22 protein-coding genes and 1 tRNA gene are annotated in these 21,123 nt (G+C 63.9%); 13 read left to right on the plus strand and 10 right to left on the minus strand.

Features of this window, described 5'->3' with window-relative positions; all coding sequences use genetic code 11:
- The first annotated feature begins 82 nt into the window (after positions 1 to 82).
- Together CR152_RS13085 and CR152_RS13090 are read left to right on the plus strand one after the other, a co-directional pair.
- Positions 83 to 161, plus strand: a tRNA-Ile gene (locus tag CR152_RS13085).
- 248 nt (positions 162 to 409) lie between these two features.
- Positions 410 to 895: a nuclear transport factor 2 family protein gene (locus CR152_RS13090; RefSeq protein WP_099875294.1), complete on the plus strand. Its 486-nt coding sequence runs from the start codon at positions 410 to 412 to the stop codon at positions 893 to 895.
- Positions 896 to 1,065: 170 nt separating this feature from the next.
- Here CR152_RS13090 and CR152_RS13095 read toward each other — a convergent pair whose 3' ends face one another.
- Entirely contained in the window at positions 1,066 to 2,220 is a 1,155-nt protein-coding gene (locus tag CR152_RS13095; protein ID WP_157778464.1) for a hypothetical protein, read from the minus strand.
- A 320-nt stretch (positions 2,221 to 2,540) separates the two neighbouring features.
- Here CR152_RS13095 and CR152_RS13100 point away from each other — a divergent pair, with 320 nt between their 5' ends.
- Positions 2,541 to 3,509: a hypothetical protein gene (locus tag CR152_RS13100; RefSeq protein WP_157778465.1), complete on the plus strand. Its 969-nt coding sequence runs from the start codon at positions 2,541 to 2,543 to the stop codon at positions 3,507 to 3,509.
- A gap of 50 nt (positions 3,510 to 3,559) precedes the next feature.
- Here CR152_RS13100 and CR152_RS13105 read toward each other — a convergent pair whose 3' ends face one another.
- Positions 3,560 to 3,976, minus strand: a complete 417-nt coding sequence (locus CR152_RS13105; RefSeq protein WP_229413373.1) for a MarR family winged helix-turn-helix transcriptional regulator — start codon at positions 3,974 to 3,976, stop codon at positions 3,560 to 3,562.
- Between the two features lie 121 nt (positions 3,977 to 4,097).
- Here CR152_RS13105 and CR152_RS13110 point away from each other — a divergent pair, with 121 nt between their 5' ends.
- Entirely contained in the window at positions 4,098 to 4,832 is a 735-nt protein-coding gene (locus CR152_RS13110) for a siderophore-interacting protein (protein ID WP_099875298.1), read from the plus strand.
- On the opposite strand, the gene CR152_RS13115 is transcribed toward CR152_RS13110, so the two are convergent.
- Positions 4,814 to 5,311, minus strand: coding sequence for a helix-turn-helix domain-containing protein (locus CR152_RS13115; RefSeq protein ID WP_229413374.1), 498 nt, complete (start codon positions 5,309 to 5,311; stop codon positions 4,814 to 4,816). The genes CR152_RS13110 and CR152_RS13115 overlap by 19 nt on opposite strands.
- A 95-nt stretch (positions 5,312 to 5,406) precedes the next feature.
- Entirely contained in the window at positions 5,407 to 6,837 is a 1,431-nt protein-coding gene (locus CR152_RS13120; protein WP_099875300.1) for a pyridoxal phosphate-dependent decarboxylase family protein, read from the minus strand.
- A gap of 110 nt (positions 6,838 to 6,947) precedes the next feature.
- Between CR152_RS13120 and CR152_RS13125 the strand changes: the two genes are divergently transcribed.
- The 3 genes from CR152_RS13125 (at position 6,948) to CR152_RS13135 (ending at position 10,095) form a co-directional block, all read left to right on the plus strand.
- Positions 6,948 to 7,850 (plus strand): LysR substrate-binding domain-containing protein, encoded by a 903-nt coding sequence (locus tag CR152_RS13125; RefSeq protein ID WP_099875301.1) that lies wholly within the window; start codon positions 6,948 to 6,950, stop codon positions 7,848 to 7,850.
- Positions 7,851 to 7,956: 106 nt separating this feature from the next.
- Entirely contained in the window at positions 7,957 to 9,483 is a 1,527-nt protein-coding gene (locus CR152_RS13130; protein ID WP_099875302.1) for a flavin monoamine oxidase family protein, read from the plus strand.
- 231 nt (positions 9,484 to 9,714) lie between these two features.
- Positions 9,715 to 10,095 carry a translational machinery protein gene (locus tag CR152_RS13135; RefSeq protein WP_099875303.1) on the plus strand — a complete coding sequence of 127 codons (381 nt, stop codon included), beginning with the start codon at positions 9,715 to 9,717 and terminating at the stop codon, positions 10,093 to 10,095.
- A gap of 86 nt (positions 10,096 to 10,181) precedes the next feature.
- Here the strand turns inward: CR152_RS13135 and CR152_RS13140 are convergent, their stop codons facing one another.
- Together CR152_RS13140 and CR152_RS13145 are read right to left on the minus strand one after the other, a co-directional pair.
- Positions 10,182 to 10,577, minus strand: a complete 396-nt coding sequence (locus CR152_RS13140) for a YbaN family protein (protein WP_099875304.1) — start codon at positions 10,575 to 10,577, stop codon at positions 10,182 to 10,184.
- 92 nt (positions 10,578 to 10,669) lie between these two features.
- On the minus strand, positions 10,670 to 11,455 hold the full coding sequence (locus CR152_RS13145) for a hypothetical protein (protein WP_099875305.1): 786 nt from the start codon (positions 11,453 to 11,455) through the stop codon (positions 10,670 to 10,672).
- 301 nt (positions 11,456 to 11,756) lie between these two features.
- On the opposite strand from CR152_RS13145, the gene CR152_RS13150 reads away from it, so the two are divergent.
- The 3 genes from CR152_RS13150 to CR152_RS13160 all read left to right on the plus strand — a co-directional run bounded on the left by CR152_RS13150 (position 11,757) and on the right by CR152_RS13160 (position 15,705).
- On the plus strand, positions 11,757 to 12,266 hold the full coding sequence (locus CR152_RS13150) for a sigma-70 family RNA polymerase sigma factor (protein ID WP_099875306.1): 510 nt from the start codon (positions 11,757 to 11,759) through the stop codon (positions 12,264 to 12,266).
- Entirely contained in the window at positions 12,263 to 13,225 is a 963-nt protein-coding gene (locus CR152_RS13155; RefSeq protein ID WP_099875307.1) for a FecR domain-containing protein, read from the plus strand. Before CR152_RS13150 ends, CR152_RS13155 begins: the two co-directional genes overlap by 4 nt.
- Before the next feature lie 65 nt (positions 13,226 to 13,290).
- Entirely contained in the window at positions 13,291 to 15,705 is a 2,415-nt protein-coding gene (locus CR152_RS13160; RefSeq protein WP_208640118.1) for a TonB-dependent receptor, read from the plus strand.
- Positions 15,706 to 15,842: 137 nt separating this feature from the next.
- On the opposite strand, the gene CR152_RS13165 is transcribed toward CR152_RS13160, so the two are convergent.
- A complete protein-coding gene (locus CR152_RS13165) occupies positions 15,843 to 16,046 on the minus strand; it encodes a type II toxin-antitoxin system RelE/ParE family toxin (RefSeq protein WP_099875309.1) in 204 nt (67 codons plus the stop codon).
- Positions 16,047 to 16,257: 211 nt separating this feature from the next.
- On the opposite strand from CR152_RS13165, the gene CR152_RS35025 reads away from it, so the two are divergent.
- Positions 16,258 to 16,524, plus strand: coding sequence for a HigA family addiction module antitoxin (locus tag CR152_RS35025; RefSeq protein ID WP_370663855.1), 267 nt, complete (start codon positions 16,258 to 16,260; stop codon positions 16,522 to 16,524).
- Here CR152_RS35025 and CR152_RS13175 read toward each other — a convergent pair.
- Positions 16,499 to 17,679 (minus strand): IS3 family transposase gene (locus CR152_RS13175; protein WP_208640109.1). Its coding sequence is split into 2 segments (ribosomal slippage): positions 16,499 to 17,430 and positions 17,430 to 17,679, totalling 1,182 coding nucleotides; the frame shifts between segments, so codons are not numbered across the junction. The two genes, CR152_RS35025 and CR152_RS13175, sit on opposite strands and share 26 nt — an antisense overlap.
- 214 nt (positions 17,680 to 17,893) lie before the next feature.
- Here CR152_RS13175 and CR152_RS13180 point away from each other — a divergent pair.
- Together CR152_RS13180 and CR152_RS13185 are read left to right on the plus strand one after the other, a co-directional pair.
- Positions 17,894 to 18,436: a hypothetical protein gene (locus CR152_RS13180; protein ID WP_099875310.1), complete on the plus strand. Its 543-nt coding sequence runs from the start codon at positions 17,894 to 17,896 to the stop codon at positions 18,434 to 18,436.
- Complete coding sequence (locus CR152_RS13185) at positions 18,403 to 19,125, plus strand: substrate-binding periplasmic protein (RefSeq protein ID WP_099875311.1); 723 nt, start codon at positions 18,403 to 18,405, stop codon at positions 19,123 to 19,125. The genes CR152_RS13180 and CR152_RS13185 overlap by 34 nt, the downstream gene beginning before the upstream one ends.
- A gap of 26 nt (positions 19,126 to 19,151) precedes the next feature.
- Here the strand turns inward: CR152_RS13185 and trpS are convergent, their stop codons facing one another.
- Both trpS and CR152_RS13195 read right to left on the minus strand, forming a co-directional pair.
- Positions 19,152 to 20,171, minus strand: coding sequence for a tryptophan--tRNA ligase (gene trpS / locus CR152_RS13190; RefSeq protein WP_099875312.1), 1,020 nt, complete (start codon positions 20,169 to 20,171; stop codon positions 19,152 to 19,154).
- Positions 20,172 to 20,384: 213 nt separating this feature from the next.
- Positions 20,385 to 21,098: an aspartate/glutamate racemase family protein gene (locus tag CR152_RS13195; protein ID WP_099875313.1), complete on the minus strand. Its 714-nt coding sequence runs from the start codon at positions 21,096 to 21,098 to the stop codon at positions 20,385 to 20,387.
- Positions 21,099 to 21,123: the final 25 nt, after the last annotated feature.

The raw sequence follows: 21,123 nt of genomic DNA on the forward strand, positions 1-21,123 counted from the left end.
GAAAAGCCATATCCTCTCGCCACTTTGTGACGGGAGGCTTTTCTTTTGATGGCCGTGTCGGCATCCCCGTCGCACCGATTTCGGGCCTCTAGCTCATGCTTGGTTAGAGCAGCGGACTCATAATCCGTTGGTGCCGTGTTCGACTCACGGGAGGCCCACCAATATTCAGTACAAAGAGAAGGGAGACATGACATTGTCTCCCTTTTTTTATTCTGAAACGCCAAGAATCGATGTGGGGCGCGGTCGTGCCGGCCCCTTCGGCACGAAGGATGTATGCATCGCTTAAAGCACACCGCGATCTTTTCCTGGATTAAACTTTAGTCCGCATGAGCGCAATCTCGCGCTCGTCGCTGGTGTCGCCGCGGTCGGAAACTGACGGGCGCTCCGCATTTCTGAACAGGAGCATCGATTGAACAAGGCATTCATTTCGCTCGTGGCGGCATGCGCATTTGCGCTTCCACTGCAGGCCACGGCTCAAGACCCTGTGCAAGCCTCGGCTGACCACGCCCAACTGCTTTCAAGCCTGGATCCCAAACTGGCCGCCAACAAGCGCCTTGTCTATGATTTCTGGCGCGAGGTATTGGAAGGCGGCCATCTCGAACTGGCGGACAAATACCTTGTCGATTCCTACATCCAGCACAATCCCACCGTGCCCAGCGGCCGCGAGGGATTCGTCAAATTCTTTTCCAAGTTTTCGAAGGTAAAACCAATCGCCGCGGCCATCAAGGCACCACTGGTGACGATCATGGCCGAGGGCGACCTGGTCATGCTTGGTTTTGTCAGGGAATATCCGGACCCTGCTGCCGCTGGCCAAAAATACACTACTACCTGGTTCGACATGTTCCGCATCAGGGACGGGAAAATCGTCGAGCATTGGGATCCGGCGCGCAAATAAGCAATCCCCGAGGCCGGGCACAAAGTCGCCCGAACAGGCCACTCTGCGCAGTGCCCCGGAACCAGGCTAAAAGCGGGCCGTCCAAAGAGGATCTCGAGCAATATCGGCCTGCTGAGGGCGAGACCCGGCGCGAAAGGCGGCGCCCGCGCGCGCCGTCCCGCAGCGACCCGCTAACTGCCCGACAGGATAATCAGCGAACTGTATTTTTCCAGCAGTACCGCAATCGCGTACAGGGACGCGCCCAGCGCGCCGGCGCCGATCAGCATATTGGTTTTGAAGCCCAGATAGACGATCCATTCGAGCACCAGCAGGACAAAAAAGCACAACAGTATGCTGGCGATGACTTTCAGGTCCAGGAACAGGTAGCCCAGGCTCGCCAATATCGCCAGCACGACAAACAAGGCCAGATACCGGTTGCGGTGCGCTCTGCTTGGCCATGGCGATGCGCCGATCAATAGCGCGAGCGCCAGGCCGATGGTGCAGTAATACTCCAGGCCCGCCTCGAAATACTGGATGGATTCCCAATGGATGCCATTGGTACGCACGATGCAATAGGCCGCCAGCACGATCAGGTGGCCGAAAACAACGCCCTTCAACATGCGCTCGTCCAGTTTCAGATACAGCGTGCCCGGCGTGTAGACCATGTAAAAGGAAAGCACGCCCGACAAACACACCGCGGCGAAAAATCCGAAAATGCTAGACTGATGCATCAATGCCAGCGCGCCAAAATACACCATTCCCAGCGCACAGGCCGTACTTGCCGGCGCCCGGCAAAACAGCGGTATCATTTTTTTCAGCGTTTCCGGAACCACTTTGTAGGTATCGGCAATCCAGGCAACCAGGAGCACGTTTGCGAATCCGCAAAACAGCGCCAGGTAGAAAGCCTGCGATGGCCAAATCGCCGCCGGCCACAGCGTTCCAAGGCCTGTCAGGGACAGAAAAACCAGCTGATACACAATGGTCGGCACCTTGATCACATGGGTCCACAGCGCCTTGGCCACCTTGAGCACCGTTTCGTAAAACACCACCAGGAAGCAGATCACCGCAACGACCTTGATGAGATTGACCCAGGACATATAGCGCGACCAGACCGATGGCTGGCTCGCTTCCGCTTTGACGGCGCCTGCCGCCGTTTCCCGGAAGTCGTTCGGGCTGACATATTTGCCGGCGACTTCCTGTGCCATCCGTTCGCTCAGATAGCCATCGTTCTGCATCTGCTTGATCAGTTCGGTCTTGATATCCCCAGCCGTGCGTGAGGACGGGGCGCTTGCCGGCGTCTGATCAGGTTCAGCGGCGGGACTCTGGGCAAAAGCGCCCGCGCTCATGATCAGCATCCATCCAAGGAAGACAAGTCGCCACGCCATGTTCATATTTTTTGCCTGATTATATTAATAGGATGATAACGCAACCGATGCCGGTTGCGGCGCCAGTAAATCGCCATTCGCAGCGCAGCGCGCGCTAAATTGCTAGGCTGCCCCGGGGTGATCACGCAGAAAAATAGCGGCCTCAGCGGTTGAGAAGCATCAAACGGAGGCCAGAATCGACCGATACACTCGACCCTTGAAGCGGCCCGTTTGCACTGTGTGCAGGGCGGCATCAACCTTTCGCTGCCCCCTTTTTGCGCAGCAATTTCAAGGAGAAACTCATGAAAACAATACTCTCAACCATCGCCGCGGCGTTCGCCATGGCGTTTGCCAGCGGCGCCGTCTCGGCCCAGCCGACCGTGACCACCTCACAAGCCGGCACAGGCAACACGCTGTACGTGGACCAGAAGGCGCCCGACTACGAATACTATGAACTGCGCGCCGCGATCAAGCAGACAGGCAATAACAATGTCGCCGGGGATCCGGCAGCGAAAACGCCGGGCATTCTTCAGGTGCGTTCCTACGATGCCTATGCCGAGATTGTCCAGACCGGAAACAAAAACACGGCGAGCATAGCGCAGGACAATATCCACCGCAGCGGTACGAACATCAAGCAACTCGGCAGCGACAACAAGGCTGTCGTGAAGCAGAAAAATTCCGGTGAAGTAGCCAATACGATCGAGCAAATTGGCAACCGCAATGCGGTCAATGTCGATCAGCTCGGGTTATTCCCTTTCAGTATCCGGGCCTACCAGACCGGCAATGACAACGACGTCACGGCGAAACAGGTCAATTCGGGTTTTGGCGGACCGCTGGTCGTACAGACCGGCAATGTGAACAAGGTCACGATCGACCAGGATAACGCCGTGTATTCGGGTGTCGAGGTGCAGCAGGTGGGCAATGCCAATAACGCCAGCGTCAGGCAGAAGGATTCCTACTTCACGCGCCAACAGTCCATTCTCCAGAAAGGAAATAACAACCTCGCCAGCAGCGACGAGCAAGGCCACGATAATGCCAGCCTGATTGTCCAGACCGGTAATCTCAATAAAGCCACTGTCGTCCAGCGTCTGGACTACAGCCAGTCGCTCATCACCCAGACCGGTAACAGCAATATCGCGTCCGTCATGCAAAACGGCGGCAAGAACTACGACACGCCGAACATCGCGACGATCACCCAGAACGGCAATGGCTTTTTCGCCGCCATTACCCACTCCGGCAGCGCCAATCGCACCACCATCGTGCAGCACTAGCAGTAGCCCGGGAGCCTGCGGTGGCAGGTTCCCAGGTGCGAATGCCGTTCCTACCCGGCCCGGTCCAGATTGTCCTTCACCTGCAACAGCAGGGCGAGCAGCACTTCCTGCTGCTCCCCGTTCATCCCCCGTACCGCCTGCGTGTTCAGCTTGCCCGCTTCGGCCTGGGCCGCCTGCTGGATGGCTCGGCCGGCATCGGTCAGCGACAGGCGCGTGTTGCGGCGGTCGGCCGCATCGGCTTCCCCGTGCAGCAATCCGCGTTCGCGCAGCCCCGTGATCAGGCGCGCCACCTGTGCCTTGTCGCGTCCGCTGTGGCGCGCCAGCTCGCTCTGGGTCGAGCCCGGATGATGGCCGAAAAACGCCAGCACCTTCGCTTCCATATGCGTCAGCTCATGCTGGCCGTCGCGCAATGCCTGGAATTGCTGCGAACGGTACTGGTGCATGATCGAATGAATCAGCTCCAACACGGCATCTTGACGGGCCGCGCCAGGCCGAGCCGCGTCAGGCCGCGCCTCGCCAGAATGGTTGACATTGTCATTCGATTCACGGATGATAGGTGACATTGTCAACCAATTGAAAGATAAAGACATGAGTATAGACTCTCGCGTCAGCCGTGTGCAGCGTGTGCGCCATGAGCTCAAGATTCGCCAGGTCGAGGTGCTGAGCGTGCGCGCCATCGGCAGCCATTTCCGCAGCATTAGCTTCGGCGGCCCGGCGCTGCACGATTTCCACAGCGCCTCGTTCGACGACCACGTCAAGTTCATTCTTGGCGACGGTCCCGACGCGGCCAAACGCGATTACACGCCGCGCAGCTTCGACCCGGCCGCCGGCGAGCTGGTCATCGAATTCGCCCTGCACGGCGACGGCCCCTGCGCGGCCTGGGCGGCCCAGGCGCGGCCGGGCCAGCAGGTGATCATCGGCGGCCCCAAGGGCTCACTGATCATTCCGGTCGATTACGAGTGGCATTTGCTGGTCGGCGACGAAACCGGCCTACCGGCGATTTCGCGCCGCCTGGAGGAGCTGCCCGCCGGCGCCCGCGCCACCGTCATCGTCAAGGTCGACGATGCGGCCGACCGCCGCGCTTTTGCCGGCCAGGCCGAGGTCGACTTGCACTGGGTGGATAGCGACGCCGGACTGCTGGCCGCCGTGCAGGCGTGGGCGCTGCCAGCCGGCGACGGCTATGCCTGGTGCGCCGGCGAAGCCGCCACCATGGCCGCGGTGCGCCAGGAACTGGTCGGCGTCAAGGGCCTGGACAAGACTGCCATCCGCGCCGCCGCGTACTGGAAGCGCGGCGGCAGCGGGTTTCACGAGAACCTGGAGTAAGCCGCTGCGGCTTGCGCGTCGTCAACTGGGGCATCGAACCAGATGCCGTAGCGGTCGCCCTGCCACGACAGCAAGTAGAACAGATATGCCGTGGACAGCATGATCAAGCCCCCGGCCAGCGCTGCTTCGCTCACGAAGCCCAGCAGGCAAAACAGAAACCCGCTGGCGTGCGACACGGCTTCGATGCGTTTGGCGACGCGCCGGGTCGGGTGCATGTGCAGAAAGCTGAAACCGAACCAGCAGCGCAGCCACAGCGGCAGCGTGTGCCAGTTGAGTGCGTGTTTGTCGATCACGAAGGTCTCCTCGTTCAGGGTCGACACCTCCACCTCAAGCACCGCCGCAAGACATTTGAGCGACTCCACACTGGCCTTGTGGCCGCTTTCGACGCGCTGGATCGTCCTGACGCTCAAGCCCGACATCTGGGCCAGCTGTTCTTGAGAAAGATGGCGGCTGAGGCGAAGTTGTTTAAGAATCATCATGGTTCCCGAGGCTGGTGAACCACGAGTATCGACCGATTTGCGCCGTGTCGGTGACGAAAATCACCCGACAGCGGCCCGACAGCGGCCTTTTTGCCTTATCCGCCAGCCATTTCCAGCGACCGCAAGGCATGCGCGACCGCCGCCACCGCGCGCGCGACATCGGCGTCGCCGGTCTGCCAATTGCATACCGATACCCGCATGCAGCGCTTGCCGCGCCAGCTCGTGTTACTGAACAGCGCTTCGCCGCTGGCCAGCACGGCGCTGGTGACCGCATCCGTCCAGCGGTCGTGATCGCTCTGAATGGCGCCTGGGGTGGGATCGAGAAAACGCACCAGCCCCTGATTGACCTGCGGTTCCCATACAAGTTCAACGCCGGGCAGGGCGGCAATGCCGGTCACGAGTGCGTGCGCCGCCGCGCAACAGCGCTCGATCATGGCTTCGACGCCGCCGCGTCCGAGCTCGCGCAGGGCGGCATAGGCGGCCACGCCGCGCCCGCGCCGCGACCATTCCGGATTCCAGTCCGCCGGCTCGCGCACCTGATCGCTGTGGGCAACATAACTGGCTTCGTAAGACATGGCGCGCCGCTGCGCAGCAGCATCGGCAATAAAGGCAAACCCGCTGTCGTAGGGCACGTTGAGCCACTTGTGGCCGTCGGTCGCCCAGGAATCGGCCTGCGCCACGCCAGCGAGCAGATGGCGATAACGCGCGCTGGCGTTGGCCCACAGGCCGAAGGCGCCATCCACATGCACCCAGGCGCCATAGCGGTGCGCCAGGGGAATCAGCTCGGCGAAACGATCGTAGGCGCCGATGTTGAGGTCGCCCGCCTGCAGCAGCACGATGACCGCTGCGCCGGCGCTGTCGATCAGCGCCTGTTGCAGCGTCGCCGCTTCGAGCTGGCCAGCCTGGTTGACGGGCAGGCCGGTCACGGCGCCCGTGCCCAGGCCCAGCAAGCGGGCCGCGCGCGTGATGCTGGCGTGGAACTGGTCGCCGCTCAGAATGCGGATCGGTGGCGCGCCGCACAGGCCATCGCGTTCCACATCCCATCCACGGCGCGCCAGCAGCGCATTGCGGGCCGCCGCCAGGGCGGTCGCGTGTGCCATCTGGCAGCCGCTGGTGAGGGCAAAGCTGGCGCCACGCGGCAAGCCGAGCAATTCCTTCAGCCAGGCGCCACAGACCTCTTCAATCACGGTCACGGCCGGCGCGCAGGCATACGCGGCTGCGTTCTGGTCCCAGGCGCTGGTGAGCCAGTCGGCCGCCAGCGCGGCCGGCAACGCGCCGCCGATCACCCAGCCGAAGAAGCGCCCCCCGGCGCTGCCAGTGATGCCGCCGGCCGTGTCGGCGGCCAGCTCGTCGATCACTTGCGCGGCCGGCGTGCCGCCATCGCCTAGCTGCTTGGACAGCCGTGCGCGCAGGGTATCGAGGCTGGCGCGGGCGCCGACCGGTTGCTGCTCCAGATGATCCAGATGGGCCAGCGCGTGGCTCAGGGCACGTTCCAGTGCCGGGCGAAACGGGGAAATGGTAGTCATGGCGATGCGCGGCGGCCTTTTCAAATGGGGAGCCCCGAGCGTAAAGCCGGCGATCGGTGAGCGCAAACGATCTGTTGCCGCTGTCACGTTAGCTGAGCTAAAGTGAAGCCATGCACATCCCGCTCCAGAATTTTTATACGTTCTTTGTCGTTTGCCGCGCCGGCAGCATGAAAGAGGCCGCGCGCGAATTGCATGTCAGCGCCGGCGCCATCAGCCAGCGCATGCGCGAGCTGGAACTGCGGCACGGCCAGCGCCTGTTCGAGCGCACCCGTGCCGGCGTCACGCCAACCGCGGCCGGCGCGGCCTTGTATGCCGATATCCGGGCGCCGTTTCAGCAGATCGAAACGGTCTCGCGCCGGAGCCTGGCGGATCACGCGACCCGGCAACTGGTGGTGAGCGTGATGCCATCGCTCGCTTCCGGCTGGTTATTGCCGCGCCTGGGCGACTTCGCCAGCCGCCATCCGGACGTGTCGCTGTCGATCGACAGCGATGCGCGCGTGGTCGACCTGAAAAACGACGCGGTCGATTTCGCCATCCGGCACGGCTTGGGCAGCTATCCCGGACTCGAATCGCGCTGGCTGATGTCGCCCGAAATGATCGTGGTCGGGGCGCCGGCGTTGCTGCGCGAGGGGCCGCCAATTCGCTGCCCTGCCGATTGCCTGGCCTACCCCCTGCTGCATGACGGTGAACGCCGCGATTGGTCGTTGTGGCTGCAGGCCCACGGCAGCGCATCGCCCAAGGCACGGCGCGGCATCTCGTTCAGCGATGAGCATTTGCTGGTGCGCGCCGCCATCGAAGGGCAGGGGCTGGCGCTGGTGCGCGATATCTACGCCGGCGCCGACCTGGCGAAAGGTCATCTGCGCAAGGCGCTGGAGCAGCAATGGCCGACGCAGTTCGGCTATTACCTGGTTGGTCTGCGGGACACCTTTGCCGCCTCGGGCGCGCGCGCTTTCGCGCAATGGATCCAGGCCCAAGCCGCGCAATCGCGCGCGACGGCGGCGCTGCGGCGGTAGCGCTAACACCGTCAACGTGGCGATGTCACCCCTGCCAAGCTCATCAATTACATGGCACAATCGCGCCCTCGGTGTCCAAGGCACCCCATCCGCGTGAATCGTTCCCATGTCAGAACAACAAATCGTCATTGCCGGCGGCGGCGTCTCCGGCCTGTATTGCGCCATCCGCCTGGCCGAAGCCGGGCACCAGGTCCTGATCCTGGAAGCGTCTTCCGACCGCTGGGGCGGGCGCATCGAAACCGAAGACATGGATGGCTTCATCGCCGAATACGGCCCGATGCGCTTCGAGCCGACCCTGCAGCCGCGCTTCGCCCAGCTGTGCGCCGAATTGGGCGTGAGCCTGGTCGACTTTTCCGGTCCCTCGGCCGACGAAATCAGCGCGCCCGACAGCCAGCTGCCGCCCGAAGAACAGGGCCTGAACTCGCTGCAACTGCTCAAGCGCGGCATCATGCTGGTGATGGGGCGCGACCCCAACGACCAGGACTGGATCGACGGCTTGAGCGAAGCGGACTACAACCGCCTGCGCCGCCATGCGCAGCTGCACGGCCATCCGCTGTGGGCCACCGGTTTCTGGAACGTGATGTCCGGCCATGGCATCCTGAGCCACCGCGCGCTGGTCAAGCTGCGCGACACCGGCACCTTCTATCACATGATTCCGGAAAACCTGAACGCGATCGAATGGATCATCTGGTGGCTGCGCGCGCTGAAAACCGTGGGCCAGAAGCTGGCCAGCATCGCCGGCGGTTCGGCCAAGCTGACCGACGGCCTGATGGCCAAGATCCACAGCCTGCCCAACATCACCCTGGCCGGCGGCCATACCCTGCTCGGTTTTCGCCCCACCGCGCTGGGGCAGGCGACCATGGAGCTGGACGTGCGCACCAAGAACGACACCATCAAGCTGCAGGCGGCGCGCCTGATCCTGGCGCTGCCGCGCATGCCGCTGGTCAAGCTCGCGCAGCATCTGCCCGAACATATCGCAACCCATCTGGATGCCGTCAACGGCTTTCCGATGCTGAAGATTTTCTTCGTTAGCAACGCGCCCTGGTGGGATTACGACCAGCCGCCGCAGCAATACGCCAACTGCCTGCCGACCCGCGAAGTGCATTACTTCCGCCGTCAGCAGGGGCGCGATATGGACGGCCACGGCATGGTGCTGCTGTACATGGACCGGCCGTCGACCGAGTTCTGGCGCCATTACCTGAGCGAACCGGACAAGCACGACCGCGCCGAAGTCGACCAGGATGCGCGCATTGTGGACGCCTTTGCCCTGTTCGTCGCGCGCGACGTCAAGCGCCTGCTGGAAACGAACGAATCGCACCTCAAGCTCAACGACCACTCGAAGGCGGTGTTCCGCGACCAGACACTGGATCAGGCCACGGCCTACATCCGGAATTCGATCATCACCTACGGCATCCGCGACTGGGCGCGCGCGCCGTACGGTGCCGCCAACCATGGCTGGCAGCCGGGCGTGCGCTCATGGAAAGTGATGGATGCGTTCAAGGCGTTCGATTTCGGTTGCGGCGCGAAAAACGTGCATATCGTCGGCGAAGCGTATTCCGACTACCAGGGTTTTGTCGAAGGGGCGCTGAACAGCTCCGAACTGGCGCTGGAAGCGATCTTGCAGGGGCGCTGAAGCGGCCATCGCCGTCTAAAAAATTGACATTCCGGCTACGTGCGCTTCCGAACGGACGGGCCCGCCGCACGCGGGCACAATGGCCTCATTCGATTGCAACGCGCCGGCCCCCAGCCGGTGCAGTTTCCGTTTAAGACGCGGCCCAGAAGCCGCGTCGTCTTTTTTGCGTCGCGCCTGATATCCCTGGCCGCCGTCCGCGCACGATCACGCTTCATCTCAAGGAATACCACCATGTCATTCAATCACGTCGTCGTCTGGCTCGACCAGGCCGAAGCACACGTTATCCATTTCACGCGCGATGCCGCCGAATCGGAAGTCATCAAGACTGCCTCCGTGCACTCGCAGCATAAAAAATCCGGCGTCGATGCCAGCATCGAATCGGAACAGAATCCCGATTACCTGAACGAAATCGCCGCCGCCATCGAAGCCGCTCAGGAAATCCTGATCGTCGGCCCTGGCCAGGAAAAGCTGGTTTTCATCAAGCACCTGGAAAAGCAGCACGCCGCCATCGCCGCCAAAGTGGTCAGCGTCGAAACCGTCGACCACCCGAACGATGGCCAGCTGCTCGCCTATGCGCGCAAGTATTTTGTCAAAGAAGGCATCATGCATTAATTGATGCGTAAAAAAGCCGGGAGTGCCGTTAGCGGGCGCTCCCGGCTTTTTTTTGTCCGCGTCAAACCGGGCGCGTCAACGCGCCATCAGCCCGGGCCGGGGCCATCGACCCGCGCCGCGCGCGCTGCACCCGTGGGCACATAGCGCAGCAGGTAAATCGTCACGCCGGCGCCGATACAGAGCAGCAGCAGGGTCAGGCTGGTGCGCTGCAGGCGCAGCATCGAATACCCCAGCGAGGCCCACATCAGCACGAGTATGGTGATCTTGGCGCGGCGCGGAATGCCGCGGCCCTGCTCGAAATCGCTCAGATATTTTCCGAAGACTTTGTTCCCCAGCAGCCAGGCGTGCATGCGGGTCGAACCGCGTGCAAAACACGCCGAGGCGAGCAGCAGGAAGGGCGTGGTCGGCAACAATGGCAGGAAAATGCCGAGGATGCCCAGCAGCACGGCAAGGCAACCGATCGTGTTCAGCAGCAGTTTCATGGAAGTCCTTGGTGGCCGTGGAGGAGGGCGCCGCACGCGGCAGCCCGCCGCGCGCATCCTACCATGGCGGCCAGGGCCGGCGCCTCACGCCATCAGGAATACGGGCGGGTGGCCGTCATGCGTTCCCACAGGCGTTCGAGCAGCGCTTGCACAAAGCAGACGGCGCGGTTGGCGACGGCCTTGTACGCCATCGCAAACGGTGCCGGCATCCGCGCCTGTGCGCGTGCCCGTGGGGCCGGCACCCGCAGCGCGCCGGGCGCCGCAGCCGCCTTGGCCGCCGCTTTTTGCGCCGAGCGCGATGGTTCTTTCTCAACGCTGCAATTGCAGCCGAGCAGGTGCATGGTGGTAACCAGGCGCTGCGCCGTGACGTGGTCGAGCCGGCCGCGCAGGACCGCGTTCGGCATGGCCAGCATGGAGGCCGCCTGTTCGGGCGTGCATTTAAGCAGCGGCACCAGCTTGCCCAGCATGGCCGCCGTGTTCACGTTTTTCTGGATGCTGGTGAGCACCACGCGAAAGCGCGCCGGACGGTACACCAGGCCGGCCTGGGTGTCGATCACGGTCAGCGACAGCGCACCCGCCCGGCGCAGCACGAAGGAAAGCACTTCGATATTCTTGTACGACAGGCTGATCACACCGATGTCGCCCGTCAGGCAATCGATCAGCGGCGTGTCGGCCCATGGGCATGCGGCTGCGCTGGCCCTGCTGTAGGCGCCGCTCGACGCGCACGGATACCTGGCCGTGATCGCTTCGTAAAACTGCAGCAGACGGGCCGACGGCGGCAAGCCCATCGACGTATGCGCGAGCGTGTTGGCAAACCCCCGGACAGACAGATTGTCGGAAGGCACTGGCGGGACCACCACTTTCAAGATGTAGCTCATCCGAAAATATTGATGCTTATGGGAAACGCATAGTGTATGCCATTTGTACGCTTGCGCGGAAGACTCACGCAGCAGAGTGGCGCGATTGAGACAGAAAAGGGGAAAACGCCGGATCGGAATGACGCAGTTGGCAAGCTTGGCCGGCAAGGGCAGGGGGCGCTCTTGCTGTTCAGATAAGAGCGGTGTCGTTACACCACCTCATTTCGCGGCGGCGACGGCAAGTGTGTGGCAGGCGGCAGATTGCCGGCTCGATTCCGCATGGGTTAAAATGAGAACAATTCTCATTTGCGTTTGAATTCACATGCCTGCCGCCGAGCTCGTCCTACAGCAAGAAATGCACGCGCTCTACCGCGGCCATCACGGCTGGCTGTACGGCTGGCTGCGCCACAAGCTGGGTTGCTCGGAACAGGCCGCCGACCCGGCGCAAGACACGTTCGTGCGCGTGCTGGCGGCCCGCAACGTGGCCCGCATCGCCGAGCCGCGCGCCTATCTCACCACCGTCGCCAAAGGCATCCTGGTCAATTGGTACCGGCGCCAGGCGCTGGAGCGGGCCTGGCTTGATGCCATCGCCCGGCTGCCCGAGGCCAGCGTGCCGTCACCGGAAGAGCGCTACCTGCTGCTGGAAACCCTGCAGCGGGTCGATGCCATGCTCGACGCCCTGCCGCCGCCGGTACGGCGCGCCTTCCTGCTGTCCCAGCTCGACGGCACGAAGTACGACGACATTGCCGTGCTGCTCGGCGTGTCCGGCGTCACCGTCAAGCGCTACATGAAACAAGCCTTCCTGCACTGCCTGATGCTGGCCGACGCGTGAGCGAGCCGATCGCGCCGCGCATCCTGGAAGAGGCGGCCGGCTGGCTGGCGCAACTGCACAGCGGCGAGGCCGGCGATGCCGATCACGCCGCCTGTGCGCAATGGCGCAGCCTCAGCCCCGAGCATGCCCGCGCATGGGAGCGCGCCGAAGCGCTGATGAACCAGTTGGGCGGCCTGCCGCCGGCCCTGGCGCTGCCGCTGCTGGACCGGCCGGCCAGGCGCGGCCGGCGCAAGGCGCTGGCGACGGCGGGCGCCGTGCTGGCGATCCTGCCGGCCGGCTGGCTGGGCTGGCGCATGCACGCGGCCGGGCACCGCACCGGCCACGGCGAACGGCGCGATGTGCTGCTGGCCGACGGCAGCCGCGTCACCCTCAACACGGCCAGCGCCATCGACGTGCGCTTCGACGCGGCGCAGCGCCTGCTGGTGCTGCGCGAAGGCGAGATCCTGGTCCAGACCGCGCCCGACAGCGCCGCCGTCCATCGTCCGTTGCGCGTCGCCAGCGCGCACGGCCGCATCGAAGCGCTCGGCACGCGTTTCACCGTGCGGGCGCAGGATGGCCGCACCAGCGTGGCCGTGCTCGGCGGGGCGGTGCGCATCGAACCGGCGCACGGCGCCTCCCTGACCCTGCGCGCCGGCCAGCAAAGCGCCTTCAGCGCCAGCGCCGCCGCCGCGCCCGCCGACGCCGGCGATGGCGCCGCATGGACGCGCGGCATGCTGCTGGCCGACAAAATGCCGCTGGCCAGCCTGCTCGCCGAACTGGCGCGCTACCGCGGCGGCGTGCTGCGCTGCGACCCGGCGCTGGCGGCGCTGCCCGTCTCCGGCGCCTTCCCGGTCGGCAGCGCGGCCGAAGTCGAGCGCGCACTGGCCATGCTGGCCGCCACCTATCCGCTGCAAGTCCAGGCACGCCTGGGCGGATGGTGGATGACCCTGGTGCCTGCAAAAAAACATCGGCCGGGGTGATACTTTTTCCGGAGCCGGCTGGCATGCCTGGTGAACCCGCCATTTTCACGCAAAGGATGACCGCCATGCCGCACCCCCGCCCAACGCCGCTTCATCACGCCGTCCGTATCGCCGTCCTTGGCCTGGCCCTGGCCGGCCCTGTCGCCAGCGCCGCCCCCGCCACGCTCGACACGGTGCCCGTCCAGAGCTACCACCTGCCCGCCGGCCCGCTCGGACGCGCGCTGTCCGGTTTTGCCGTCCACGCCGGCATTGCGCTGTCGTTCGATCCGGCCATGACCGAAGGCCTGGTCGCCGCCCCGCTGGCGGGCAGCTACCCGGCGCCCGAGGCGGCGGCGCGCCTGCTGGCCGGCAGTGGCCTCGAACTGGCTGCGCGCGCCGATGGCAGCTACACGCTAAAAAAGTCGCTGCCGGCCGCAGTGCAGGCGGCGCCGGCGACCCTGCCCGGCGTGACCGTGACCGCCAGCGCTGAAGCGTCGCCGGGCGAACTTCCCGACGCCTACGCCGGCGGCCAGATCGCGCGCGGCGGGCGCCTCGGCATGCTCGGCAACGTCGACGTCATGAACGCCCCGTTCCACCTCACCAGCTTCACCGCCCAGGCCATTGACAACCAGCAGGCGGCAACGATCGCCGACGTGGTCGCGCGCGACCCCTCGGTGCGCAGTACCGCGCCCAGCGGCGACGTGGCCGACTCCTTCTTCATCCGTGGCTTCGCCATCGGCGACAACAACATCGGCGAAATCGCCTTCGATGGCCTGTACGGCGTCGCCCCCAACTACCGCCTGCTGCCCGACTATGCCGAGCGGGTCGAAGTGCTCAAGGGGCCGGCGGCCATGATCTACGGCATGTCGCCCAACAGCGGCGTGGGTGGCAGCATCAACGTCGTGCCCAAGCGCGCCGGCGCCGACCTCACGCGCGTGCAGGCCGACTATGCCAGCGCCTCCCAAGCCGGCGCGCGCATCGACCTGGCGCGCCGCTTCGGGTCCGATCGCGCGTTCGGCGCGCGCTTTAACGGCAGCCACCGCGGCGGCGACACCGCCATCGATAACCAATCGCGCAAGAGCAGCCTGGGTGCGCTGGCGCTGGATTACCAGGGCGAACGCCTGCGCGCCACGCTCGACCTGATCGACCAGCGCGACAATGTCGACGCCCCATCGCGCCGGCCCTGGCCGGGCGCCGGCCTGGCCGTGCCGCGTGCGCCCGGCGGCCGCACCAACCTGACCCAGCGCTGGGAATGGTACGACAGCCGTGAGCGCTCGGCCCTGCTGCGCGCCGACCTCGAGGCGCACGAGCAGCTGACCCTGTTCGCCAGCGCCGGTACGGCCCAGAGCGACGTCGGCCGGCTGTTCAACACGCCCTCGATTGTCAACGCCGCCGGCGACACCAGCGTCGTGCCGACCCGCGCCGCGTTCGACGTGCAGCGCAGTTCGGCCAGCGCCGGCCTGCGCGCGCGCCTGGCCGGGGGCGGCATCAAGCATCAGCTGACCATGGAATGGAGCCGGTACGAGGACCGCCTGGCGATGGGTACCCTGGCCGGCCGCGCCTACACGTCGAACCTGTACGCGCCGGTAGTTCAGCCGGCCCAGGACGTGGCAGCGCCGGCGGCGGTGACGAAGCGCTCGGCCAACCGCCTGGGTGGCGTGGCGCTGGCCGACATGCTCTCGATGTTCGACGAGCGCCTGCAGGTGATGCTGGGCCTGCGCCGGCAAACCATCCGTTCCGACACCTTCGGCGCGGCCGGCGCGACCACCGCGCGCTACGACCGCAGCGCGGTGACGCCGATGGCCGGCGTGGTGTTCAAACCGTGGCGCCAGGTGTCGCTGTACGCCAACCACACCGGTGGCTTGAGCAAGGGCGACAGCGCGCCCGATACCGCCGTCAACGCCGGCGAAGCGTTCGCGCCGTACAAGGCCCGGCAGCAGGAGATCGGCGCGCGGCTCGACCATGGCAGCCTGGTGACCAGCGTGAGCCTGTTCCAGATCACCCGTCCGAGCGGCCAGCTCACTGCCAACCGCTACGCCGCCGATGGCGAGCAGCGCAACCGCGGCATCGAAGTCAACGGCTACGGCAAGCTTGGCAAGGACGTGCGCCTGTTCGGCGGCGCCAGCTGGACCGACGCCGAGCTGGTCAAGACCAACAGCGCCGCCACGCTCGGCAAGACGGCGGTCGGCGTGCCGACATTGCACGTGACGATGAGTGGCGAGTGGGATGTGCCGCTGCTGGCCGGGCTGACCCTGACCGGCGCACTGCAGCACAGCGGCGCGCAATACGCCAACCAGGCCAACACCCAGCGCCTCGATGGCTGGACCACTCTCGACATGGGTGCGCGCTACCGCACCACGGCGCCCGGCAAACCGGTGGTGCTGCGCGCCGGCGTGCGCAATGCGACGGGCAAGCATTACTGGGCCGGCGCGTCGACCTGGGGCACCCTGATCGCGGGCGCGCCGCGCAGCGTGGTGCTGTCGGCAGGCGTCGACTTCTGAGCAGAAGCTAGTGCCGTTTCGCTCCCCCAGGCTGGTGCAAGTCTTCCAGGTCAATCTTGCTGACTAAACCGGTCTGAGGATCGTCGAGTGTGAACGTGAGACGCCAGTTCCCATTGACTTCCATGCTGTATCGATTCTCATGCCCACTGAGAGGTTTCAACGATTTTTTGGCGCCCTTGTCCGGCCTGCAGATCCTGCAGACTGCGCGCAGCGTTCAAGTGAGTCAGGTTCATTCGCAGCGTCTTCGTGTGGGCGGCGTTAATTTTGCTGTGATCCACCCCGCCGGAGCTCCAGAATCGCTCCAGGCCTTTGTGGATGAATGAATTTTCTTTACTAATCATGCAGTTATCTCTTTCTATGGGTTAAATTATCTAACTTATTGTTGACACCCGTGAACGGAGTTGGTATGATGTATGCTGTAATGAATATGCGCATTCTTATCTATTGAAACAAGTTTTTCAATTACACTAGCAAAATTCTGAAAGTCAAGTTTTTTGCAATATGCGTTGCTTGTTGCGCAACGCGCACTTATCGGGGGGGTATATGATCACGATGCATCCAGGTGAGTACCTGTCCGAGGTTTACCTTGAACCCTTGGGCATGACCCAGAGTGACTTGGCAAAGCGCCTGCAAGTTGACAAATCCAGTGTCTCTCGTGTTATTTCGGGAAAAGCCGACTTGTCTGCAGAAATGGCTGTGAGGCTCTCGAATGTGTTTGATCTATCCGCAGAAGCCTGGATGGAGATGCAGGCTACGCATAGTTTGATGTTGGCACGGAAGAGCTTTGCTGTGGTCAAGTTATTTCGGACACAACGATAGGTTCGCGTACTGCCATTTTCCGTTCGTAGACGGCGGGCGACAGATTGCCCAATGCTGAATTGATGCGTTTGCAGTTGTAAAAGCCGACGATGTAGTCGGTGATGTCGGCCTTGGCCTCGGCATGATTGGCATATTGGCGCTGCCAGACACGCTCCATCTTGAGGTTCAAGAAGAAGCGCTCTGCAACGGCGTTGTCCCAACAATTTCCCTTACGACTCATGCTGCAAACGAAGCCGTGTTCTGCCAGCAGATCCTGGTAAAGCTCGCTCGCGTACTGGCTGCCTCGGTCCGAATGGACGACGAGTCCCGGTGCCGGTTGCCGCTGTTGAATGGCCATGTTCAATGCGTCGCAGACCAGCTTAGCAGGCATGCTCGGTGCCATGGCCCAGCCGACCACCTTGCGCGCGTACAAGTCCAGGACTGTGGCCAGGTACAACCATCCTGCGGCGGTGCGAATGTACGTGATATCGCTGACGTATGCCAGATTTGGGGCCGTTGGATTGAACTGCCGATTGAGCACATTGGCGGCAATAGGCAGGTCGTGCTTGCTGTCTGTCGTGTGAACGAATTTTCGCTTCCAGACGGGCTTCAAGGCCGCCTTACGCATCAAACTGCGCACCTTGTAACGCCCGATTTGGAAGCCTTCGCCAGCCATGGCCGTGACCAACCGACGGCTGCCGTAGCTCTGATGGCTTGCCATGAACAAAGCCTTCAGGTGCACGGTTTCCTTGCAGACGACTGGCTTGATGGAGCGGCGCTGCGACGCGTAAAAACCGGACCGGCTGACGTCGAGGATGCGGCAGCTGCTCTGAACCGGAATGGCCTCCTTTTGCAGTTGAACAATGAGCTGATGCATCATTTCATTTCGCGGGCAAAGAAGGCCGAGGCCTTTTTTAAGATAGTCACATCCTGTCTCAGCTGCAGATTTTCCGCCTCCAATTGCCGGATCCTCTGCTGCTCGGCAGTGAGTGGCTTGCCGATGCCCGGCTGGCCGCTCTGCTCAGCACCGTACTGGGTCAGCCAGCGGCGAATCGCGGTCTGGCCGATGCTCATGCTCTCGCTGACGTTCTGAATGCTCTGTCCCTGCTCTTTGATCATTCGAACCACTTCCAGCTTCAGGCTGGGATCGAATGTCTTCCGTTTTCTTGTTGCCATGTATTACTCCTCAGATGGTGGATTTTCCACCTATTGAGGTGTCCGGGCAAATTAGACCACAGCACTTGGACAAGATCGTCTTTGAGAGAGTCGAGTTGGTCGCTGTGTAGTGAATGGCCGTAGCAACGCCAAGCCAAGGCAGGTTCTCCCGCGCCTGCATCATGGTGAGGCGGGGCAGGGTATGATCGCCCCTTGAGCAATTTCCCCTCCCGCCATGCGCATCCCCCGGCTGCTCGCCATTCTCTTCGCCATCTGCTCGCTGCCGGCGGTGCTGGCCTGGTGTTTCATGACCGTGGTCGGCGGCTTCTTCCTGCTTCCCGTGCTCGGTCCGCGCACGCTGGCCTCATCCTTGCCCGCCGCCGGCTTTGCCGGCGCGGTTCTGATGGGCTGGGTCAGCCTGGCTGCCCTGGGCTGGACCGTGCGGCATTTTTCCGCTTTCATCAGCCCGACGCCGCGCTGGGTGCTGGCCGGCTACCTGTGCGGCGCCCTCATCCTCGGCTGGCTGCTGGCGAAGTCGCCGCTGCTGGTCTCGCCCGCGCGCGGCGCCGATCCCTTGCTGCTCTATCTTGCCGGCCCCGCCTGCCTGTTGATGCTGGCCGCATGGCGCCTGTTGCGCATCCGGCGCTTTTACGCGTCTCCCGTGGCCGCAGAGCAACAAAATAATGCGTCGGATCATGGCGGCGATGGTACATTGGACACACCGTCCGACCACCTGGCCAACCCATGTTCAAGCGTTCCGCCTGCCTCGCCGCGCTGATTGTCCCTCTCGCAGGTGCTGCCGCGCCGGGTGCCGACCTGGTCATGATCGCGCCCCTGAACCAGAACATGCCGCTGGCGCAGTTTCACAACGATAAGCTCAGCGGCGGCATCCTGAAAGACCTGGACGAGGCGATCGCGCAGCGGCTCGGGCGCGGCATCGTCCATGTCAGCGTGGCGGGGGAGCAGGTGAGCGAGGCGCTGGCCACAGGCAAGGCCGATGGCATCTGTTATGTGCGTCCGTTCTGGATCGACGGGCAGTACGACTGGAGCCGGCCGCTCATTCCCGACGCCGAACTGGTCGCCTCGGTCCAGGGCGCGCCGCCGGTGCGCTCGCTGGCCGACCTGCGCGACCGCCCGGTGGGGACGGTGGCGGGCTACCGCTATCCGCGCGTCGAGCAGGTGCTGGGGCTGCGCTTCCAGCGCAGCGAATCGCCCACGATGGAAGAGAACCTGCGCAAGCTGATGGCCGGCGGCGTGCGCCATACCGTGATCGGCAAGGCGACCCTGGCCTACCAGATGCGCATGAACAAGACCCTGCGCCTGCGCCAGGACCTGGTGTTCGCCTCGTTCACGGCGCAGTGCGCTTTCTCGAAGACGGCGCGGGTGCCGTTCGAGGAGATCAACCAGGCCATCAATGGCCTGATCGACGACGGCAGCGTGGACCAGATCCTGGCGCGCTACCGCTGAGCGCTCCGAAGTGACTCAGAAGTCACTTAGAAGTAACTGAGACCCATCGCGCGCTTGACCTCGTCGGCCGTGCGCGCCGCCACTTCGCGTGCGCGCGCGGTGCCTTCTTTCAGGATCTGCATCACATGGCCGCGGTCCTTTTCCAGCTCGGCGCGGCGGGCGCGGATCGGGGTCAGGAATTCCTGCAGGCACAGTTCGAGGCGCGCCTTGACGATGCTGTCGGCCAGGCCGCCGCGCTGGTAATGCGCCTTCATCTCGGCCAGCGCTTCCTTTTCCGGATCAAAGGCATCCAGGTAGGCGAACGCGATATTGCCTTCGATATGGCCGGGATCGGCCACGCGCAGGTGCAGCGGGTCGGTGTAGACCTTCTTGACGGCCGCGCGCACTTCGTCGGCGCTGGCCGACAGGTTGATCGTGTTGCCGAGCGACTTGCTCATCTTGGCCTTGCCGTCGATGCCCGGCAGGCGCCCGATTTCCGGCACCAGCGCCTTCGCTTCGACCAGCACTTCAGCGCCGGCGATGCGGTTAAAGCGGCGCACGATTTCATTGGTCTGTTCGATCATCGGCACCTGGTCTTCGCCTACCGGCACCAGCACCGCCTTGAACGCGGTGATGTCGGCCGCCTGGCTGGCCGGATAGGTCAGGAAACCGGCTGGAATGTCGCGCTCGAAGCCGCGCAGGCGGATTTCTTCCTTGACGGTCGGGTTGCGCTCCAGACGCGCTACCGTCACCAGGTTCAGGTAGTAAAAGGTCAGTTCGGCCAGTTCCGGAATCTGCGACTGGATCAGGATGGTCGACTGGGCCGGGTCGATCCCGGTGGCCAGGTAGTCGAGCGCCACTTCGATCACGTTGCGCTGGACCTTGGCCGGGTCGTCCATATTGTCGGTCAGGGCCTGGGCGTCGGCCAGCATGATGAACTGGCGGTAGTCGCGCTGGTAGGTCACGCGGTTGCGCAGGCTGCCCACGTAGTGGCCAAGGTGGAGCGGGCCGGTCGGGCGGTCGCCGGTCAGGATGATGGGTGCTGCGCTGGTTGCTGGTGTTGGCATGTCGATAGTCCCTCGGGTGGTGGTGCCCCTATCGGAAAACGCTCATGAAAAACGCCGCCCAATCGAGGCGGCGTTCATGGAAAACACATGATGGTGCAGGCGCCGCGCGATGTCAGCGCAGCCACCAATTCGAACCCAAGGCATGTGAATTAATCATTTTCATGCACGTATCCTCGCAGTTTTGCGCGCCCCTGTCAATCCGGCCGCGTCCGCTCACGCGGGCTGCCCGGTGGCGTGGCGCAGCGCGGCGCGCGCCAGCAGGCGGGTGGTGTCGAGCGTGGGCAGGGGCGAATTGCCATTGTTCATGAGTAGCGGAATTTCCGTGCAGCCCAGCAGCACCGCATCGCAGCCGCCATCTTTCATGCGCGTGATGACTTTCTGGAAATAGGCAACCGCCGCCGGCTTGCACTCGCCGCTGACCAGTTCATCCATGATGATGCGGTTGATTTCGATGCGCGCCGCCAGCCCCGGGCGCACCGTGGCCAGTCCATGCGCGGCGAAGCGCTCGGGATAGACCTCGCTGTCGAGCATCCAGCGGGTGCCGGTCAGGCCGATGCGCTGGTAGCCGCGCGCCAGCGCTTCGGCGGCGGCCACATCGGCGATATGCAGCCAGGGCAGGGGCGAGCGCGCCTGCACCAGCGCCAGCGCCTGGTGGATGGTGTTGTCGGGGCAGATCAGGAAGTCGGCGCCGGCGCTGGCCAGCTTGTGCGCGGACGAGAGCATCAGTTCGCCCACGCCGTGCCAGTCGTCCACATCGATGCAGCGCATGTAGTCGGCCAGCGAATGCGAGTGCATCGACAGCTCCGGATGCTCGTACGGCCCGAGCAGGCGCGCGCCTTCGTGGCAGATGGTGCGGTAGCACAGCGCCGCACCCTCGGCCGAGCAGGCGACGATGCCGATATGCTCGTGGCTGGCAGGTGGGTTCATGGGCAATATCCTAGCATTCTTGTGG

The organism is Massilia violaceinigra (assembly GCF_002752675.1).
GTDB lineage: Bacteria > Pseudomonadota > Gammaproteobacteria > Burkholderiales > Burkholderiaceae_D > Telluria_A > Telluria_A violaceinigra.

Coding starts and splice junctions, on each gene's coding strand:
- CR152_RS13115 (WP_229413374.1), bottom strand. CDS start 5,311: ATGATGATTCTTAAACAACTTCGCCTCAGCCGCCATCTTTCTCAAGAA.
- CR152_RS13100 (WP_157778465.1), top strand. CDS start 2,541: ATGAAAACAATACTCTCAACCATCGCCGCGGCGTTCGCCATGGCGTTT.
- CR152_RS13145 (WP_099875305.1), bottom strand. CDS start 11,455: ATGAGCTACATCTTGAAAGTGGTGGTCCCGCCAGTGCCTTCCGACAAT.
- CR152_RS35025 (WP_370663855.1), top strand. CDS start 16,258: ATGCATCCAGGTGAGTACCTGTCCGAGGTTTACCTTGAACCCTTGGGC.
- CR152_RS13160 (WP_208640118.1), top strand. CDS start 13,291: ATGCCGCACCCCCGCCCAACGCCGCTTCATCACGCCGTCCGTATCGCC.
- CR152_RS13165 (WP_099875309.1), bottom strand. CDS start 16,046: ATGATTAGTAAAGAAAATTCATTCATCCACAAAGGCCTGGAGCGATTC.
- CR152_RS13185 (WP_099875311.1), top strand. CDS start 18,403: ATGTTCAAGCGTTCCGCCTGCCTCGCCGCGCTGATTGTCCCTCTCGCA.
- CR152_RS13195 (WP_099875313.1), bottom strand. CDS start 21,098: ATGAACCCACCTGCCAGCCACGAGCATATCGGCATCGTCGCCTGCTCG.
- CR152_RS13140 (WP_099875304.1), bottom strand. CDS start 10,577: ATGAAACTGCTGCTGAACACGATCGGTTGCCTTGCCGTGCTGCTGGGC.
- CR152_RS13095 (WP_157778464.1), bottom strand. CDS start 2,220: ATGAGCGCGGGCGCTTTTGCCCAGAGTCCCGCCGCTGAACCTGATCAG.
- CR152_RS13150 (WP_099875306.1), top strand. CDS start 11,757: ATGCCTGCCGCCGAGCTCGTCCTACAGCAAGAAATGCACGCGCTCTAC.
- CR152_RS13180 (WP_099875310.1), top strand. CDS start 17,894: ATGCGCATCCCCCGGCTGCTCGCCATTCTCTTCGCCATCTGCTCGCTG.
- CR152_RS13130 (WP_099875302.1), top strand. CDS start 7,957: ATGTCAGAACAACAAATCGTCATTGCCGGCGGCGGCGTCTCCGGCCTG.
- CR152_RS13110 (WP_099875298.1), top strand. CDS start 4,098: ATGAGTATAGACTCTCGCGTCAGCCGTGTGCAGCGTGTGCGCCATGAG.
- CR152_RS13135 (WP_099875303.1), top strand. CDS start 9,715: ATGTCATTCAATCACGTCGTCGTCTGGCTCGACCAGGCCGAAGCACAC.
- CR152_RS13120 (WP_099875300.1), bottom strand. CDS start 6,837: ATGACTACCATTTCCCCGTTTCGCCCGGCACTGGAACGTGCCCTGAGC.
- CR152_RS13125 (WP_099875301.1), top strand. CDS start 6,948: ATGCACATCCCGCTCCAGAATTTTTATACGTTCTTTGTCGTTTGCCGC.
- trpS (WP_099875312.1), bottom strand. CDS start 20,171: ATGCCAACACCAGCAACCAGCGCAGCACCCATCATCCTGACCGGCGAC.